General features: G+C 70.8%; 13 protein-coding genes. 3 read left to right on the top strand and 10 right to left on the bottom strand.

What is annotated here, in order from left to right; genetic code table 11:
* Window positions 1-15 precede the first annotated feature (15 nt).
* The 10 genes from ACIRF8_RS03590 to ACIRF8_RS03635 all read right to left on the bottom strand — a co-directional run bounded on the left by ACIRF8_RS03590 (window position 16) and on the right by ACIRF8_RS03635 (window position 12,991).
* Window positions 16-1,797, bottom strand: a complete 1,782-nt coding sequence (locus ACIRF8_RS03590) for an IucA/IucC family protein (protein WP_404210417.1) — start codon at window positions 1,795-1,797, stop codon at window positions 16-18.
* On the bottom strand, window positions 1,794-2,330 hold the full coding sequence (locus tag ACIRF8_RS03595) for a GNAT family N-acetyltransferase (RefSeq protein ID WP_404210419.1): 537 nt from the start codon (window positions 2,328-2,330) through the stop codon (window positions 1,794-1,796). The genes ACIRF8_RS03590 and ACIRF8_RS03595 overlap by 4 nt, the downstream gene beginning before the upstream one ends.
* On the bottom strand, window positions 2,327-3,634 hold the full coding sequence (locus ACIRF8_RS03600; RefSeq protein WP_404210421.1) for a lysine N(6)-hydroxylase/L-ornithine N(5)-oxygenase family protein: 1,308 nt from the start codon (window positions 3,632-3,634) through the stop codon (window positions 2,327-2,329). The genes ACIRF8_RS03595 and ACIRF8_RS03600 overlap by 4 nt, the downstream gene beginning before the upstream one ends.
* Complete coding sequence (desA, locus tag ACIRF8_RS03605; RefSeq protein ID WP_404210423.1) at window positions 3,591-5,057, bottom strand: lysine decarboxylase DesA; 1,467 nt, start codon at window positions 5,055-5,057, stop codon at window positions 3,591-3,593. The genes ACIRF8_RS03600 and desA overlap by 44 nt, the downstream gene beginning before the upstream one ends.
* A 156-nt stretch (window positions 5,058-5,213) precedes the next feature.
* Entirely contained in the window at window positions 5,214-6,092 is an 879-nt protein-coding gene (locus ACIRF8_RS03610; RefSeq protein WP_404210425.1) for a siderophore-interacting protein, read from the bottom strand.
* 4 nt (window positions 6,093-6,096) lie between these two features.
* A complete protein-coding gene (locus tag ACIRF8_RS03615) occupies window positions 6,097-7,143 on the bottom strand; it encodes an ABC transporter substrate-binding protein (protein ID WP_404210427.1) in 1,047 nt (348 codons plus the stop codon).
* Between the two features lie 104 nt (window positions 7,144-7,247).
* Entirely contained in the window at window positions 7,248-8,402 is a 1,155-nt protein-coding gene (locus ACIRF8_RS03620; RefSeq protein WP_404210429.1) for an acyl-CoA dehydrogenase family protein, read from the bottom strand.
* A gap of 7 nt (window positions 8,403-8,409) precedes the next feature.
* Window positions 8,410-9,351 (bottom strand): hydroxymethylglutaryl-CoA lyase, encoded by a 942-nt coding sequence (locus ACIRF8_RS03625; RefSeq protein ID WP_404210431.1) that lies wholly within the window; start codon window positions 9,349-9,351, stop codon window positions 8,410-8,412.
* Window positions 9,348-11,342, bottom strand: coding sequence for a biotin carboxylase N-terminal domain-containing protein (locus tag ACIRF8_RS03630; protein ID WP_404212263.1), 1,995 nt, complete (start codon window positions 11,340-11,342; stop codon window positions 9,348-9,350). Before ACIRF8_RS03630 ends, ACIRF8_RS03625 begins: the two co-directional genes overlap by 4 nt.
* Window positions 11,343-11,368: 26 nt before the next feature.
* Window positions 11,369-12,991, bottom strand: a complete 1,623-nt coding sequence (locus ACIRF8_RS03635) for a carboxyl transferase domain-containing protein (RefSeq protein ID WP_404210433.1) — start codon at window positions 12,989-12,991, stop codon at window positions 11,369-11,371.
* A 119-nt stretch (window positions 12,992-13,110) separates the two neighbouring features.
* Here ACIRF8_RS03635 and ACIRF8_RS03640 point away from each other — a divergent pair, with 119 nt between their 5' ends.
* The 3 genes from ACIRF8_RS03640 (at window position 13,111) to ACIRF8_RS03650 (ending at window position 15,939) form a co-directional block, all read left to right on the top strand.
* Window positions 13,111-13,719, top strand: coding sequence for a TetR/AcrR family transcriptional regulator (locus ACIRF8_RS03640; protein ID WP_404210435.1), 609 nt, complete (start codon window positions 13,111-13,113; stop codon window positions 13,717-13,719).
* A 128-nt stretch (window positions 13,720-13,847) separates the two neighbouring features.
* Entirely contained in the window at window positions 13,848-15,005 is a 1,158-nt protein-coding gene (locus ACIRF8_RS03645; RefSeq protein ID WP_404210437.1) for an acyl-CoA dehydrogenase family protein, read from the top strand.
* A 46-nt stretch (window positions 15,006-15,051) separates the two neighbouring features.
* A complete protein-coding gene (locus ACIRF8_RS03650) occupies window positions 15,052-15,939 on the top strand; it encodes an acyl-CoA thioesterase (RefSeq protein WP_404210438.1) in 888 nt (295 codons plus the stop codon).
* The last annotated feature ends 11 nt before the right edge of the window (window positions 15,940-15,950 follow it).

Below are 15,950 nucleotides of genomic sequence, written 5' to 3' on the forward strand. Positions count from 1 at the left end.
GACGCCGCTACGCGCTCACGCGACCGCGGCGATCGGGTTGTCCAGGTCGCCGACGAGCTGGAGCGCGCCGGAGGGGTCCGCCAGGTCCACCATCTGCTCGTTGTTGCGGAGCTGGAGCCGGTTGAGGGCCGACAGGGCGAACGCCGGGGCGAACATGTCGTACTGCTTGAACTTGTCCGCCAGGTGCGGCGCGGAGTCCTGGTAGTCGCGCACGCACTCCGCGACCGCCGACCAGAACGTCTCCTCGTCCAGGACGCCGTCCTCGACCAGGTTCGCCGCGAGGAAGCGGAAGAAGCAGTCGAAGACGTCCGTGAAGATCGACAGGAGCTTCATGTCGTCCGGGACCCGCACCCGGATCCGGTCCACCTTCGGCGGCAGCACCGCCTCGGTGTCCATCACCGCGATCTCCTCGGCGATGTCCTTGAAGATCGCCCGCCGCACCACGCCTCGCTCGTCCAGGACCAGGATGACGTTCTCGCCGTGCGGCATGAACACCAGGTCGTAAGCGTAGAAGCTGTGCAGGAGCGGCGTCAGGTACGCCGTGAGGTACGGCTTCAGCCACGCGCGCGGCGTCAGGCCCGAGCGCTCGATCAGCGCCCCGGCGAAGGAGCGGCCCGCGCGGTCCACGTGCAGCAGCGACGCCATCGTGGCCAGGCGCTCGCCCTCGCCGAGCGACGGCACCGGCGACTCGCGCCACAGGGCCGCCAGCATCTTGCGGTACGGCGAGTAGCGGTCGGTGGCGGCCTCGTACTCCAGATGCCGGTAGCCGACGGCGGCGCGCTCCCGGATGATCGTCAGGCCCGTGCCCTTCAGCACGTCGTCGTTCTCGATGAGCCCGGCCAGCCAGTCGTTGATCGCCGGTGTCGCCTCCATGTACGCCGCCGAGAGGCCGCGCATGAAGCCCATGTTGATGACCGAGAGGGCCGTCTTCACGTAGTGCTTCTCGGGGGAGGTGGAGTTGAAGAACGTACGGATCGACTGCTGCGCCAAGTACTCGTCGTCGCCCTCGCCCAGGCAGACCAGGCGCCGCTGCGCCACCTCGGCGGCGAACGTGACGGACAGCTTGTTCCACCACTGCCACGGGTGGACCGGGATCAGCAGGTAGTCGGCCGGGTCGAGGCCCTGGTCGCGCAGGGTCGCGTCGAAGCGGGCGAGCGTCTCCTCGCCCAGCTCGGCGCGGAGCAGCGACTCGTGGTCGAGGCCGGCACCGGCCGTGAAGGCGGCCCGCTCACGCGTCGCCGCCAGCCAGACCAGGCGTACGGGGCTCGCGGTCTCGGGGGCGTAGGAGAGGTACTCGTGGATGCCGAAGCCGAGGCGGCCGTTGTTCGCGACGAAGCACGGGTGGCCCTCGGTCATGCCCGTCTCGATGTCCTGGAAGGACCCGGAGGCGGCCAGCTCGGCGGCGGTGACGTCGGGCTTGGTCAGCTTGTAGCAGGTCCCCGAGAGGGTGGAGGAGATCTCCTCCAGGTAGACCGGCAGGATCGCCTCGGACAGGCCGAGCGCGTCCTTCAGCTCGACGAAGAACTCCAGGGCGTCGAGCGGGAGTTCTGCGCCGTCGCGGTGGCGGGTGATCGAGGCGGCGGACACCTGCCAGTGGTCCAGGCGCAGTCGGCGGGCGCTGAACTCGTAACGGGTCTGGCCGTCGTCGCTGCGGACGACGAACCGGCCGCCGTCCCGCGCCTGGGGGGTGAGCAGCCGCTCGTGGCTGAACTCGGCGAGGGCCTTGCGGATCAGGAGGCGGTTCGCCTCGGCCCAGCGCTCGGGGGACAGGTGGGAGACGGTGTCGGCGAGGGTCATACCCTGACCTCCTTGTCCGTGGCCGCCTCGAACCCGGCGCGCGTGCAGAAGCTGAGCAGCGCCCGCTTCTCCGGCTTGTCGATCTCCCGGTCGGGGACGAAACCGACGGCCTCGTTGAGCGCGTGCACCGCCTTGTTGCGGACGTCGGGCTCGACGACGACGCGCCGCACGGCCGGGTCGGCGAAGAGGTGCTCCATCACCGCGGTGATCACGGCGCGGGTGAAGCCGTGCTCGGGAGTGTCGGTGGGTGCGACCAGGAAGTGCATGCCGATGTCGCCCGGCTCGGGCTCGTACAGGCCGACCAGTTCGACGTACCGGGGGTCGTAGCGCTCCATCAGGAAGACGGGCACGCCGTCGCGCTCGCCGATGAAGGCGTCGTGGTGCTCGGCCGCGGCGATGGACATGTACTCGCGCTCCACGTCCGGCAGCGACGCGTCGCCCATGAGCCAGAACGCGGCCTTGGGGTGGGTGACCCAGCCGTGCACGAGTTCGGCGTCGTGCAGGGGGTCGAGAGGGCGTATTGCGAAGGTCATACGGAGAACTCCTGGAAGGCGATGGTCTTCTCGACGGGGTAGTACTCGGTGCCGAGCAGTTCGCCGATGATGTAACTGTTGCGGTAGGCACCCATACCCAGGTCCGGGCTGGTGATCGAGTGCGTGTGCACTCCCGCGTTCTGGAGGAAGATGCCGCGCCCGGTCGTGTCGATGGAGTAGTTGCGGGCGACGTCGAAGCGGCCCCGGCCGTCGAGGCGGATGCGGTCCTTCACGGGCTCCAGGAACGCGGGCGTCGCGTACTTGTAGCCGGTGGCCAGGATCAGGCCCTCGGTCTCCACCTCGTACGCCTTGTCCTGCTCCTCCTGGTGCAGGCCGAGGGTGTACGTGCCGTTCTCGTACCGCGCGGTTCTGAGAGCCGAGTTGGTGAGCAGGCGCGTCGGCACGGGGCCGCCGAGCTTCTTCTGGTAGAGCAGGTCGAAGATGGCGTCGACGAGTTCGCCGTCGATGCCCTTGAAGAGGCCCTTCTGCCGCTCCTCCAGCGCGTACCGGGTGGTCTCCGGCAGCGCGTGGAAGTAGTCGATGTAGTCCGGGGACGTCATCTCCAGGGTCAGCTTGGTGTATTCGAGGGGGAAGAAGCGCGGGGAGCGCGTGACCCAGTTGAGCTGGTAGCCGTGGACGTCGATCTCGCCGAGCAGGTCGTAGTAGATCTCGGCGGCGGACTGCCCGCTGCCGACCAGCGTGATCGACTTCTTCTTCTGGAGCTCCCGCTTGTGCTGCATGTAGCGGGAGTTGTGCAGATGGTCGCCGTCCAGACCCCGCACGGCCTCCGGGATGTGCGGCGGGGTGCCGGTGCCGAGGACGAGGTGCGGGGCGCGGTAGGTGGTGCCGTCCTCGGTGGTGGCCGTGTAGAGGCCGTCGCCCTCGTCGTACGTGACCGCGGTGACGGTCGTGTTGAAACGGATCGAGGAGAGCTTCCCGGCGGCCCAGCGGCAGTAGTCGTTGTACTCGACGCGCAGCGGATAGAAGTTCTCGCGGATGTAGAACGAGTACAGCCGCCCCGACTCCTTGAGGTAGTTGAGGAAGGAGTACGGCGAGGTCGGGTCGGCGAGCGTCACCAGGTCCGACATGAACGGGGTCTGGAGGTGCGCGCCCTCCAGGAACATCCCGGAGTGCCATTCGAAGTCCGGCTTGGACTCCAGGAAGACGCCGTTCAGTTCGGCTATCGGCTCGGTCAGGCAGGCGAGGCCGAGGTTGAACGGGCCGAGTCCGATCCCGATGAAGTCGTAGCGGTCACGGGACTCAGGAAGCGCGGTCAAGGGTGTCTCCCAGGTACTGCTCGGCATGGCCGGCGATGAGGTCGAGGACGGCCGAGATGTCGGCGAGGGTCGTCTCGGGGTTGAGCAGGGTGAACTTCAGGTACTGGCGGTCGCCCACCTTGGTGCCCGCGACGACGGCGTCGCCGGAGGCGAACAGGGCCTTGCGGGCGTAGAGGTTGGCGCGGTCGATCTCGGCCGGGTCGGTGACGGCGGCCGGGATGTAGCGGTAGACGAGCGTGGACAGGCTCGGCTCCACGACGACGTCGAAGCGCGGGTCGGCGGCGAGCAGTCTCCAGCCCTCGTGCGCGAGGTCGCAGACCTCGTCGAAGAGGGAGCCGATGCCGTCGGCGCCCATCACGCGCAGCGTCATCCACAGCTTGAGCGCGTCGAAGCGGCGGGTCGTCTGGAGGGACTTGTCGACCTGGTTGGGGATGCGCTCGGCGACGGTGCGGCGCGGGTTGAGGTACTCCGCGTGGTACGTCGCGTGGCGCAGGGTGGCCCCGTCCCTGACCAGCAGGGCGCTCGAACTCACCGGCTGGAAGAAGGACTTGTGGTAGTCGACGGTGACGGAGTCGGCCCGCTCGATGCCGGTGAGCCGGTCGCGGTTCCTCGGCGAGACGAGCAGTCCGCAGCCGTACGCGGCGTCGACGTGCATCCAGGTGTCGTACTGGGCGCAGAGCTCGGCGATCTCGGGCAGCGGGTCGATGGAGCCGAAGTCGGTGGTGCCGGCGGTGGCGACGACGGCCATGGGGACGAGGCCGTCGGCGCGGCAGCGCTCCAGCTCGGCGGCGAGCGCCACGGTCTGCATGCGCTTCTCGCGGTCGGCGGGGACGCAGACCACCGCGTCGGAGCCCAGGCCCAGGAGTTGGGCGGACTTCTTGACGCTGAAGTGGCTGGCCTCGGAGGCGAAGATGCGCAACTTGGCGAGCGAGGCCGGGCCTTCCCACCCGTCCGCCCCGGGCTTGGCCTCCTGGCGGGCGAGGAGCAGCGCCTGGAGGTTGGACTGCGAGCCGCCGGAGGTGAACACGCCGTCGGCGGCGGGCCCGAGGCCGATCCGCGCGGCGGTCCAGTCGATGAGCTTGCGCTCGATGAGCGTGCCGCCCGCCGACTGGTCCCAGGTGTCGAGCGAGGAGTTGACCGCCGACAGGATGGCCTCACCGAGCACGGCGGGGATGACGACCGGGCAGTTGAGGTGGGCCAGGTAGCGGGGGTGGTGGAAGTAGACGGCGTCGCGGAGGTAGACGTCCTCCAGCTCGTCGAGTACGGCGACGGTGTCGTGGAGCGGCTTGTCCAGGTCGACGGCGTCGATGGTGGGTGCGAGGGCGTCCGGGGTGACGCCCGTGAACGGCCGTGCGGTGGTGGCGAGTTTGGCCGCCACCCGCTCGATTCCCTCGGTCACGGAACTGCGGTAGAGCTCCGCGGTCGTGTCATTGAGCAGGTGCGAGCGCATGAACGGTTCCTCCGGGTGGGGATGAGGGTGTTCCCGGGTGGGGCAGGAAAAAGGGCGAGGTCGCGAACTCGTTGGTTAGGTTAGCCTAACCTAAGTTGAGCTCGCGACCCCGCCCCTGATTTCTGACTGGAATGCCGGGTATTGGCTGGTTCGCCGCTATGCGTCGGCCGGTTGCTCCCGCAGCGCGTCCTCGCTCAGGCCGCGCTTCCAGTACCCGACGAACGTCACCGACCGCTTGTCGTAGCCGCGTTCGCGCACGAGGTGGCGGCGCAGCTCCTTCATGGTTCCGCACTCGCCCGCCAGCCAGGCGTACGGCCGTACGGCGTCCGGGAGCCGGGTCGCGGCGAGGGATTCCAGGGCCGAGGGGCCGCCCTCGTCACGTACCAGCCAGGTCACCGTCACATCGGCGGCCGTCACGACGGGCTGGATGTCGTCGCGGTGCGGAACCTCCAGCCACACGTGCGCCGAGACGGACGCGGGCAGCCAGGCCAGCACGCCGAGCGCCGCGGGCAGGGCCGTCTCGTCGCCCCACATGAGGATGTGGTCGACGTCCCGCGGCGGGCGGCAGCGCACGGCCGCGTTGTCCGCGACCGCGGGGCCGAGCACGACCACGCGGTCACCGGGGCGCGCGCCCTCCGCCCAGCGGCAGGCGGGACCGGCGGCGGCCGGCCCGTCGTTGTGCAGGACGAAGTCGATGTCGACCTCCTCGATGCCGCCCGCCCGCGCGCGGCGCCGGCCGCTCAGCGTGTACGAGCGCATGATCGCGCGCTCGTGGGCCGGGATCGCCCGGTACGCCGCGTGCCAGGCACGCCCGTCGTCACCCGGCACGGCGGCCGGCAGGACGGGGGCGTCCTGGCCGGGGTGCGGCAGGAAGAGGGAGAGGGACTGGTCGCGGCCGCCGCTGTGGAAGCCATCGAGATCGGCTCCCGTGAAGGTGACCCGGAGCAGCGACGGGCCGAGCCGCCGCGTGCGCACCACTTGCAGATCGAAGAATCGGAAAGGGGCAACGGTGGGGGCTTCGGCCGTCACAGTCATGGGATCAGGACACCTTCTTCGCCGTCTCGATGGCCTTCGCGAGGTTTTCCAGGAGCGGGGCGCACTTGTCGTAGGAGAGGATCGGCTCGGGGGAGCGCGGGATGACCTGGCCGGCCTTGACCGCGGGGAGCTGCTTCCAGGTCGGCTCGTCGATGTCGGCCGGCTGGATGGTCTGGCTGCGGTCGTCCATCATGATGATGTCGGCCTTGTGCTTGTCGACGTTCTCCCAGCTCAGGTTCTCGAACCAGCCGCCGGACGCCTTCTTCGCGGCCTCCGTGGGCTCCACGAAGTTCACGCCGAGCGACTTGAAGTACTCCAGGTCGATGGAGAGGTTCGTGCCGGAGACGTAGAAGATGTCCTGGCTCGCGCTGCCCGCGAGGACCTTGATGTCGGGGTGGGCCTTGGCGGCCTTGCGCAGCCGGGCCGCCGCGTCCTCGAACCGCTTCTTCGCCGCGACGACCTCGGCGGCCTTCAGGTCGGCGCCGAGCGCCTCGGCCAGCGCGTACATGCGCTCCAGCGGCTGGGTGAGCTGGCGGTCGAAGACGGAGATCGCGATGGACGGCGCGAGCCCCGCGATCTTGTCCTTGGACTCCTCGGGCACCGACCAGAGCGTCCCCGCGTCGTCGAACGTCGTGGTGATCAGCACGTCGGGGGCGAGGCCCGCGTACTTCTCGATGCTGAACTGGCCCCAGGCGTTGCCGAGGACGGTCACCTTGGAGACGTCCATGTCGCCGGCCTGGACGTCCGGCTTGCCGCCCTTGGTCGTCGTCGGGCCGAAGACGCCCTTGACCTGGATGCCGTAGTCGTAGAGGGCGGCGCCGACACCGGTGAAGGCGACGATGTTCGCCGGGACCTTGTCGAGCTTCACCGTGGTGCCGCGGTCGTCCTTGAACGAGAAGGGGCCCGAGGCGGCCTTCTTCGACGAGCCCGAGCCGCTGTCTTTGGCGCCGTCGTCGTTGCCGCAGGCGGCGAGCGCGACACCGAGGCCGAGGGCGCCGCCGGCGGCGAGGACGCCGCGGCGGGTGGGACGGGACAGTCGGGCGTTGGGCATGACGGGCTGCTTTCGGACGTGCCGGACCGGCGCGGGCTGGTTCACTGGAACTGAGGGAAGGTTAACCTAAGTTCCTGGCATGTCCAGAGGGAGGGGCCCGTGATTCAGGCGCTCACGCCCAGCTCCCGCGCGATCAGCATGCGCTGCACCTCACTGGTCCCCTCGCCGATCTCCAGGATCTTGGAGTCGCGCCACATCCGGGCCACCGGGTACTCGTTCATGAAGCCGTAGCCGCCGTGGATCTGCGTCGCGTCGCGCGCGTTGTCCACCGCCACCGTCGAGGAGTAGAGCTTGGCGATCGCCGCCTCCTTCTTGAACGGCTCCCCGGCGACCATCCGCGACGCCGCGTCGTACCAGCCGACGCGCGCCATGTGCGCCCGCAACTCCATGTCGGCGAGCTTGAACTGGATGGCCTGGTTGGCGCCGATCGGCTTGCCGAACGCGTGCCGCTCCCGCGCGTACTTCACGGACTCGTCCACACAGCCCTGGGCGAGCCCGGTGGCGAGCGCGGAGATCGCGACACGGCCCTCGTCGAGGATGCGCAGGAACTGCGCGTATCCCCGGCCCTCCTCCCCGAGCAGGTTCGCCGCGGGGACGCGGACGTCGGAGAACGACAGCTCACGCGTGTCCGACGCGTTCCACCCGACCTTCGAGTACGGGGCCGCGACGGTGAAGCCCGGCGTCCCGGAGGGCACGATGATCGCGGAGATCAGCGGCCGGCCGTCCGGCTTGCGCCCCGTGACGGCGGTGACCGTGACCAGGCCCGTGATGTCGGTCCCCGAGTTGGTGATGAAGCACTTCGAGCCGTTGATCACCCACTCGTCACCGTCGCGCACCGCCGTGGTGCGGGTGCCGCCCGCGTCGGAGCCGCCGTCCGGCTCGGTGAGCCCGAACGCGCCCAGCATCTCGCCCGCGCACAGCCGCGGCAGCCACTGCCGCTTCTGCTCCTCGGTGCCGAACAGGTGCAGCGGCATGGCGCCCAGCGAGACGCCCGCCTCCAGCGTGATCGCCACGGACGAGTCGACGCGGGCCAGCTCCTCCAGGGCGACGCCGAGCGCGAAGTAGTCCCCGCCCATCCCGCCGTACTCCTCGGGGAAGGGCAGCCCGAACAGGCCCATGCGGCCCATCTCGCGGACGATCTCGTACGGGAACTCGTGGCGCTCGTAGAAGTCGCCGATCTTCGGGGCGACGACGTCGTGGGCGAAGGCCTCCACCGTGCGGCGGAGTTCTTCGAGCTCGGGGCTCAGACGGTGGTCCATCGTGTACTCACTGCTCCTGGTGGGTCAGGGCGCGGACGGTGCGGGACGGGCTGGGTCGGCCCAACTGGCCGGCCATCCAGGCGCTGGTGGCGCTGAGACGGCCGAGATCGACGCCGGTCTCGATGCCGAGGCCGTGCAGCATCCAGACGAGGTCCTCGGTGGCGAGATTGCCGGTGGCGCTCTTCGCGTACGGGCAGCCGCCGAGGCCGCCCGCGGATGCGTCCACCGTCGTCACGCCGTGCCGGAGCGCCGCCAGGGTGTTGGCGAGCGCCTGCCCGTAGGTGTCGTGGAAGTGGACGCCGACACGGTCCGTCGGGACACCCGCCGCGTTCAACTCGGCGAGCAGGGCGGTGACATGGCCCGGTGTGGCCACACCGATCGTGTCGCCGAGGCTCAGCTCGTCACAGCCGAGGTCCATCAGGGACCGCGCGGCGCGCACGACCTGCGGGACCGGGACCGCGCCCTCCCAGGGGTCGCCGAAGCACATGGAGAGGTAGCCGCGCACGTGCGCCCCGCTCTGTTTGGCGCGGGCCACGACCGGTTCGAACATGGCGAGGGACTCCGCCACCGTCCGGTTCAGGTTCGCCTTGGCGAAGGACTCGGTGGCGCTGGCGAAGACGGCGACGCGGCTCGCGCCGAGGGCCAGCGCGCGGTCCAGGCCCCGCTCGTTCGGTACGAGTACGGGGAGGTGGACGCCCCCGAGATCCCGGAGCGCGGGGAACAGGGCCTCCGCGTCGGCCAGTTGGGGCACCCACTTGGGGTGCACGAAGCTGGTCGCCTCGATGGTGGTGAGACCGGCCCCGGCGAGGCGGTGGACGAACTCCGCCTTGACCTCCGTGGGGACCGTGGACTTCTCGTTCTGCAGGCCGTCCCGGGGGCCGACCTCGTGGATACGGACCTTTTCCGGCAGGTCGTCCGCGGGGACCACCATGGGGAGTTCCGGGGTCATGCCGACGCCTCCTCGCCGTTGGGGGTGCGGTTCGTCGGCGGGTGCGCCGTCGTGGCGGAGCGCGCAGCTCCCCGCGCCCCTGACGGGGCTTCCTCCAGGGGGTCCACCACCGCCAGCACCTGGTCCATCGCCACCGTCGTGCCCGGGGTCACGTCCAGCTCCGTCACCACGCCCGCGTGCGGGGCCGCGATGACGTGCTCCATCTTCATCGCCTCCACGACCAGCAGGCTCTGGCCCGCCGCCACCCGGTCGCCGACCGCCACCTTGACCACCGTCACCGTGCCGGGCATGGGCGCGGTCAGCGAACCGGCGCCGCCCGCCCCCGCGCCGGTCAGGCTCGCCGCCACCGGGTCGTGGTCCCGCACCTGCCAGGCGTCTCCGTCGCGGCCCAGCCAGTCACCGGCGACGGCCGTCAGCCGGGCCGGCTGCGTCGGCACGCCGTCGACCAGGACCTCCGCGCCGCGCACCCGCACCTCGACCGGGTCGTGGCCCGCCACGCGCAGGTGGTGCACGGTCCAGGCGGGGTCACCGCCGAGGCGCCAGCCGTCGGGGCGCGCGAACGGGTCGGTCCAGCCCGCGCCCGCGGCCGGCGCGAGCCGCTCCTGGCGCAGGGCGCCCGCCGCCGCGTACACCTCCGCCGGGACCTCCGGGTCGACCAGGCCGTCCACCGCGCGCTCCACGAGGCCGGTGTCCAACTCGCCCGCCACCACGTCCGGGTGGGCCAGCAGGCGGCGCACGAACCCGGCGTTCGTCGGCACGCCCAGTGTCACCGTCCGGGCCAGCGCCGCCCGCAGCCTACGCAGCGCCGTCGCCCGGTCGGGGCCGTACGCGATGACCTTCGCCAGCATCGGGTCGTAGAGGGAGGACACCTCCGTGCCCTCGCTGAGCCCTGAGTCGACGCGCACCCCCGTGCCGTCCGGCTCGCCCAGCGCGAGGACCGTGCCGCCAGAGGGGAGGAAGCCGCGCGCGGGGTCCTCGGCACAGAGCCTCGCCTCGACCGCGTGCCCGGTCAGTGCGATGTCGTCCTGGGTGAAGGGCAGCGGCTCGCCCGCCGCGACACGGACCTGCCACTCGACCAGGTCCAGGCCCGTGACCAGCTCGGTCACCGGATGCTCGACCTGGAGGCGGGTGTTCATCTCCATGAAGCAGTACGCCGAGGGGTCGCTGCCCGGCACGATGAACTCCACCGTGCCCGCGCCCCGGTAGCCGCAACTGCGCGCCGCGTCCACGGCCGCCGCGCCCATCGCCGCGCGCGTGGCCTCGTCGAGCAGGACGCTCGGCGCCTCCTCGACGATCTTCTGGTGGCGGCGCTGCAAGGAGCACTCACGCTCGCCCAGGTGCACCACATTGCCGTGGGCGTCGGCGAGCACCTGGATCTCGATGTGCCGCGGCCGGTCGATCCACCGCTCCACCAGGAGGGTGTCGTCGCCGAAGGAGGCGCGGGCCTCGCGCCGCGCGGCGGCGATCTCCTCCTCCAGGGCGGTCAGGTCGCGCACCAGGCGCATGCCCTTGCCGCCGCCGCCCGCGGACGGCTTCAGCAGGACGGGGGCGCCCAGCTCGCGCGCCGCGTCCGCGAGGTCGGGGTCCCGGCCGCCCGGCACCACGGGCACCCCGGCCGCCCGGACCGTCTCCTTGGCCCGGATCTTGTCGCCCATCAGCGCGATCGCGTCGGCCGACGGGCCGATGAAGACCAGGCCCGCCTTCTCACAGGCGCGCGCGAAGCCCGCGTTCTCCGCGAGGAACCCGTATCCCGGGTGCACCGCCTGCGCGCCGGTGGCGAGCGCCGCCTCGATCAGGCGCTCCACGGACAGATAGCTCTCGGCGGCCGGGGGCGGTCCGATCCGCACCGCCTCGTCGGCCTCGCGCACGTGCCGCGCGTCGGCGTCGGCGTCGCTGTACACCGCCACGGAGCGGATGCCGAGCTCCCGCAGCGTACGGATGACGCGGACGGCGATCTCGCCGCGGTTGGCCACGAGGACCGTCTCGAACAAGGTCGTGGTCACAGTCGTACCTCCCCTCACATCCGGAAGACGCCGAACCCGCCGGACTTCTCCGGCAGGGGCGCGTGGGCACAGGCGGTCAGGGCCAGGCCGAGGACCTGGCGGGTCTCCAGCGGGTCGATCACTCCGTCGTCCCACAGGCGCGCGGTCGCGTAGTAGGCGCTGCCCTGTGTCTCGTACTGGGCGCGGATCGGCTCCTTGAAGGACTCCTCGTCCTGCGGGGGCCAGGTCTCGCCGCGCGCCTCCAACTGGTCGCGCTTGACGGTGGCGAGCACGGACGCGGCCTGCTCGCCGCCCATCACGGAGATCTTGGCGCCGGGCCACATCCACAGGAAGCGCGGCGAATAGGCGCGCCCGCACATCGAGTAGTTGCCCGCCCCGTACGAGCCGCCGATGACGACGGTCAGCTTCGGTACGCGCGTGCAGGCCACCGCCGTGACCATCTTGGCGCCGTGCTTGGCGATGCCGCCCGCCTCGTAGTCCCGGCCGACCATGAAGCCCGAGATGTTCTGGAGGAACAGCAGCGGGATGCCGCGCTGGTCGCACAGCTCGATGAAGTGGGCGCCCTTCTGGGCGGACTCGGAGAACAGGATGCCGTTGTTGGCGACGATGCCGACCGGGTGCCCGTGGATCCGCGCGAACCCGGTGACGAGCGTCTGCCCGAACTCGGCCTTGAACTCGGCGAATTGCGAGCCGTCGACGATCCGCGCGATGACCTCCCGTACGTCGTAGGGGGTGCGCGAGTCGACCGGCACCGCCCCGTACAGACCCGCCGGGTCGACCTTCGGCTCCACCGCCGCCCGCACCGACCACGGCAGCGGCCCGCGCTCCGGCAGCGTCGAGACGATCGTCCTGACGATGCGCAGCGCGTGCGCGTCGTCCTGGGCGAGATGGTCCGTGACGCCCGAGACGCGGGAGTGCACCTCGCCGCCGCCCAGCTCCTCGGCGGTCACCACCTCGCCGGTGGCCGCCTTCACCAGCGGCGGGCCGCCCAGGAAGATCGTGCCCTGCTCGCGCACGATGACGGCCTCGTCGCTCATCGCCGGGACGTACGCGCCGCCCGCCGTGCACGAGCCGAGGACCGCCGCGATCTGCGGGATGCCCGCGCCCGACATCCGCGCCTGGTTGTAGAAGATGCGCCCGAAGTGCTCGCGGTCGGGGAACACCTCGTCCTGCATCGGCAGGAACGCGCCGCCCGAGTCCACCAGATAGACGCAGGGCAGCCGGTTCTCCAGGGCCACCTCCTGCGCGCGCAGGTGCTTCTTCACCGTCATCGGGTAGTACGTGCCGCCCTTGACCGTCGCGTCATTGGCGACGACCACGCACTCCCGGCCCGCGACCCGGCCGATCCCCGCGATCACCCCGGCGGCCGGGGCCTGCCCCCCGTACATGCCGTCCGCCGCGAGCGGCGCCAGCTCCAGGAACGGGGAGCCCGGGTCGAGCAGTGTGTCCACGCGGTCGCGGGGCAGCAGCTTGCCGCGCGCGGTGTGCCGCGCCCTGGCCTTCTCGCCGCCGCCGAGGCGGGCCGCCGCGAGCTTGTCGCGCAGCTCCTCGCCGAGCGCCCGGTGGGCCGCCTCATTGGCCCGCCACGCCTCCGACGCGGGGTCCGCCGCGCTCGTCAGCTCCGGTGCCTCGTGCATCCTGCGGTCTCCTCACCAACAATGAAAAAGGCGGCGACGACGTCCACCGACGTTAATGACCGTTAACCTCGCTCCGGTCAGGTTAACGGTCGCTAACCTCCCTGTCTAGAATTGCTTTCATGGCCACCAGAACCGACGCCCCCACCCGCCGCGAGCAGATCCTCAAGGAGGCCGCGCGGCTCTTCGCCGACCGCGGGTTCCACGGCGTCGGTGTCGATGAGATAGGCGCCGCCGTCGGTATCAGCGGGCCCGGTCTGTACCGGCACTTCGCGGGCAAGGACGCGATGCTCGCCGAGCTGCTCGTCGGGATCAGCGGGCAGCTCATGACCGGCGCCAAGCGGCGCGTCGCGGAGGCGCAGGACGGGCCCGACGCGCTGCTCGACTCGCTCATCGAAGGGCACATCGACTTCGCGATCGACGACCGCGACCTGATCACGCTGCACGACCGGGAGCTGGACCGGCTGCGCGACAGCGACCGCAAGCTGGTGCGGCAGTTGCAGCGCCAGTACGTCGAGCTGTGGGTGGACTGCGTGCGCAAGGTCTATCCCGCACTCGCCGAGCCGCACGCGCGCGTGGCCGTGCACGCGGTCTTCGGCCTGCTGAACTCCACGCCGCACCTGAGCCGCCCCGGCTCCCTGCCGGGGCGGACCGCGACGGCGGGGCTGCTGCACAAGCTGGCGCGCGGGGCGTTCGCGGCGGCTGCGGCGCAGGACGGGCCGGGGGAGTGACGTGCATCTCTGGACGCTCTCGTAACTGACGGGTAACGTGCTCTGAGCAAGCGCTTAGTCGCGTTTGTGCACTGTGCAGAGAGCGTCGTAGAGATCGTTCAGAGACCGTCGTAGAGGGAGAGTTCTCCGTGCGCCGTACCGTTTTCAATGAGGACCACGAGGCGTTCCGGGATACCCTGCGCGCCTTCATCGAGGCCGAGGTCGTCCCCCACTACGACGAGTGGTTCCAGCAGGGCGTCGTGCCGCGCGAGCTGTACGCCAAGATGGCGGAGCTCGGCCTGTTCGGCATCAACGTGCCCGAGGAGTTCGACGGCGCCGGTCTGGACACCCACAAGTTCGAGGCCATCCAGTACGAGGAGACCGCGCGCGCGGGTGTCTCCTTCGGCGGCTCCGGCGTCCACGTGCTGCTCGCCCTGCCCTACATCAAGATGCTCGCCACCGACGAGCAGAAGAAGCGCTACCTGCCGAAGTTCGTCTCCGGCGAGGAGATGTGGGCCCTGGCGATGACCGAGCCGGGCACCGGCTCCGACGTCGCGGGCATGAAGACCACCGCCAAGCTCTCCGACGACGGCACGCACTACGTGCTCAACGGCGCCAAGACCTTCATCACCGGCGGCGTCCACGCCGACCGCGTCATCGTCTGCGCCCGCACCTCCGCGCCGCGCGAGGACGACCGCCGCTTCGGCATCTCCCTGTTCGCCGTCGACACCAAGTCCGAGGGCTACTCCATCGGCCGCAAGCTCGACAAGCTCGGCCTGCGCACCTCCGACACCGCCGAGCTGGCGTTCGTCGACGTGAAGGTGCCCGCAGAGGACCTGCTCGGCGAGGAGAACAAGGGCTTCGGCTACCTCGGCACCAACCTCGCCTCCGAGCGCTGGGGCATCGCCTACGGCGCGTACGCGCAGGCCAAGGCCGCCGTCCGGTTCGCCAAGGAGTACGTCCAGGAGCGCACCGTCTTCGGCAAGCCGGTCGCGTCCTTCCAGAACACCAAGTTCGAGCTGGCCGCCTGCCAGGCCGAGGTGGACGCCGCCGAGGCCGTCGCCGACCGCGCCCTGGAAGCCCTCGACGCCGGTGAGCTGACGGCCGCCGAGGCCGCGTCCGCCAAGCTGTTCTGCACCGAGGTCGCCCACCGCGTCATCGACCGCTGCCTCCAGCTCCACGGCGGCTACGGCTTCATGAACGAGTACCCGATCGCCCGCCTCTACGCGGACAACCGGGTCAACCGCATCTACGGCGGCACCAGCGAGGTCATGAAGATGATCATCGCGAAGAACATGGGCCTGTAACCCGCACTTCGCACACCGAGCAGGACAGGCCAGTACAACTACCGGTATGAACCAGGCACTTGAGTCCCTGCTCGATCTGCTCGACCTGGAGCGGATCGAGCAGGACGTCTTCCGCGGCCAGTCCCGGTCCGCCGTGGTCCCGCGCGTCTTCGGCGGGCAGGTGGCGGCGCAGGCACTCGTCGCCGCCGGACGCACCGTCCCGGCGGACCGGCTCGCCCACTCCCTGCACGCCTACTTCCTCGTGGCGGGCGACCCGGGCGCGCCCATCGTCTACACCGTCGACCGCATCCGCGACGGCCGCTCCTTCACCACGCGCCGCGTCGTCGCCATCCAGCACGGGCAGCCGATCTTCCACCTCTCGGCCTCCTTCCAGACGTACGAGGACGGGCTCGACCACCAGGCCGCCATGCCGGACGCGCCCGACCCGGAGACGCTGCCGACCGCCGCCGAGATGCTGCCGCGCTACGCCGACGCGTTCGTCGACCCCGGCGTCGTCGACCGCCTCCTCGAAGCGCGCGAGGCCGTCGACCTGCGCTACGTGGACGCCCCGCCGTTCGCCTTCGTGGGCCAGCCGCAGCCACCGCGCTCCCAGGTCTGGTTCCGCACCAACGGCAAGCTCGACGGCGTCACCGCGGGCGACGAGCACCTGCTGCACGTGTGCCTGGCCACGTACGTCTCCGACATGACGCTCCTCGACTCCGTGCTGCTCGCGCACGGGCGCGGCGGCTGGGCCGTCGGGGACGTCGTCGGCGCCTCCCTCGACCACGCGATGTGGTTCCACCGGCCGTTCCGCGCCGACGAATGGCTGCTGTACGACCAGGAGTCGCCGTCCGCCTCCGGCGGTCGCGGGCTCGGGCAGGCCCGCATCTACACCCGGGACGGACGGCTCGCGATCACCGTCATCCAGGAAGGCGTCGTTCGCGTTCCGCGCTGATCGGACATACG

The sequence above is a fragment of the Streptomyces sp. NPDC102406 genome (genome assembly GCF_044765725.1).
Lineage (GTDB): Bacteria > Actinomycetota > Actinomycetes > Streptomycetales > Streptomycetaceae > Streptomyces.

Bases quoted from the DNA above. Each gene is read 5' to 3' on its own strand.
- ACIRF8_RS03650 (WP_404210438.1), top strand. From the start codon at position 15,052: ATGAACCAGGCACTTGAGTCCCTGCTCGATCTGCTCGACCTGGAGCGG.
- ACIRF8_RS03595 (WP_404210419.1), bottom strand. From the start codon at position 2,330: ATGACCTTCGCAATACGCCCTCTCGACCCCCTGCACGACGCCGAACTC.
- ACIRF8_RS03610 (WP_404210425.1), bottom strand. From the start codon at position 6,092: ATGACTGTGACGGCCGAAGCCCCCACCGTTGCCCCTTTCCGATTCTTC.
- ACIRF8_RS03620 (WP_404210429.1), bottom strand. From the start codon at position 8,402: ATGGACCACCGTCTGAGCCCCGAGCTCGAAGAACTCCGCCGCACGGTG.
- desA (WP_404210423.1), bottom strand. From the start codon at position 5,057: ATGCGCTCGCACCTGCTCAATGACACGACCGCGGAGCTCTACCGCAGT.
- ACIRF8_RS03590 (WP_404210417.1), bottom strand. From the start codon at position 1,797: ATGACCCTCGCCGACACCGTCTCCCACCTGTCCCCCGAGCGCTGGGCC.
- ACIRF8_RS03600 (WP_404210421.1), bottom strand. From the start codon at position 3,634: ATGCCGAGCAGTACCTGGGAGACACCCTTGACCGCGCTTCCTGAGTCC.
- ACIRF8_RS03625 (WP_404210431.1), bottom strand. From the start codon at position 9,351: ATGACCCCGGAACTCCCCATGGTGGTCCCCGCGGACGACCTGCCGGAA.
- ACIRF8_RS03640 (WP_404210435.1), top strand. From the start codon at position 13,111: ATGGCCACCAGAACCGACGCCCCCACCCGCCGCGAGCAGATCCTCAAG.
- ACIRF8_RS03635 (WP_404210433.1), bottom strand. From the start codon at position 12,991: ATGCACGAGGCACCGGAGCTGACGAGCGCGGCGGACCCCGCGTCGGAG.
- ACIRF8_RS03615 (WP_404210427.1), bottom strand. From the start codon at position 7,143: ATGCCCAACGCCCGACTGTCCCGTCCCACCCGCCGCGGCGTCCTCGCC.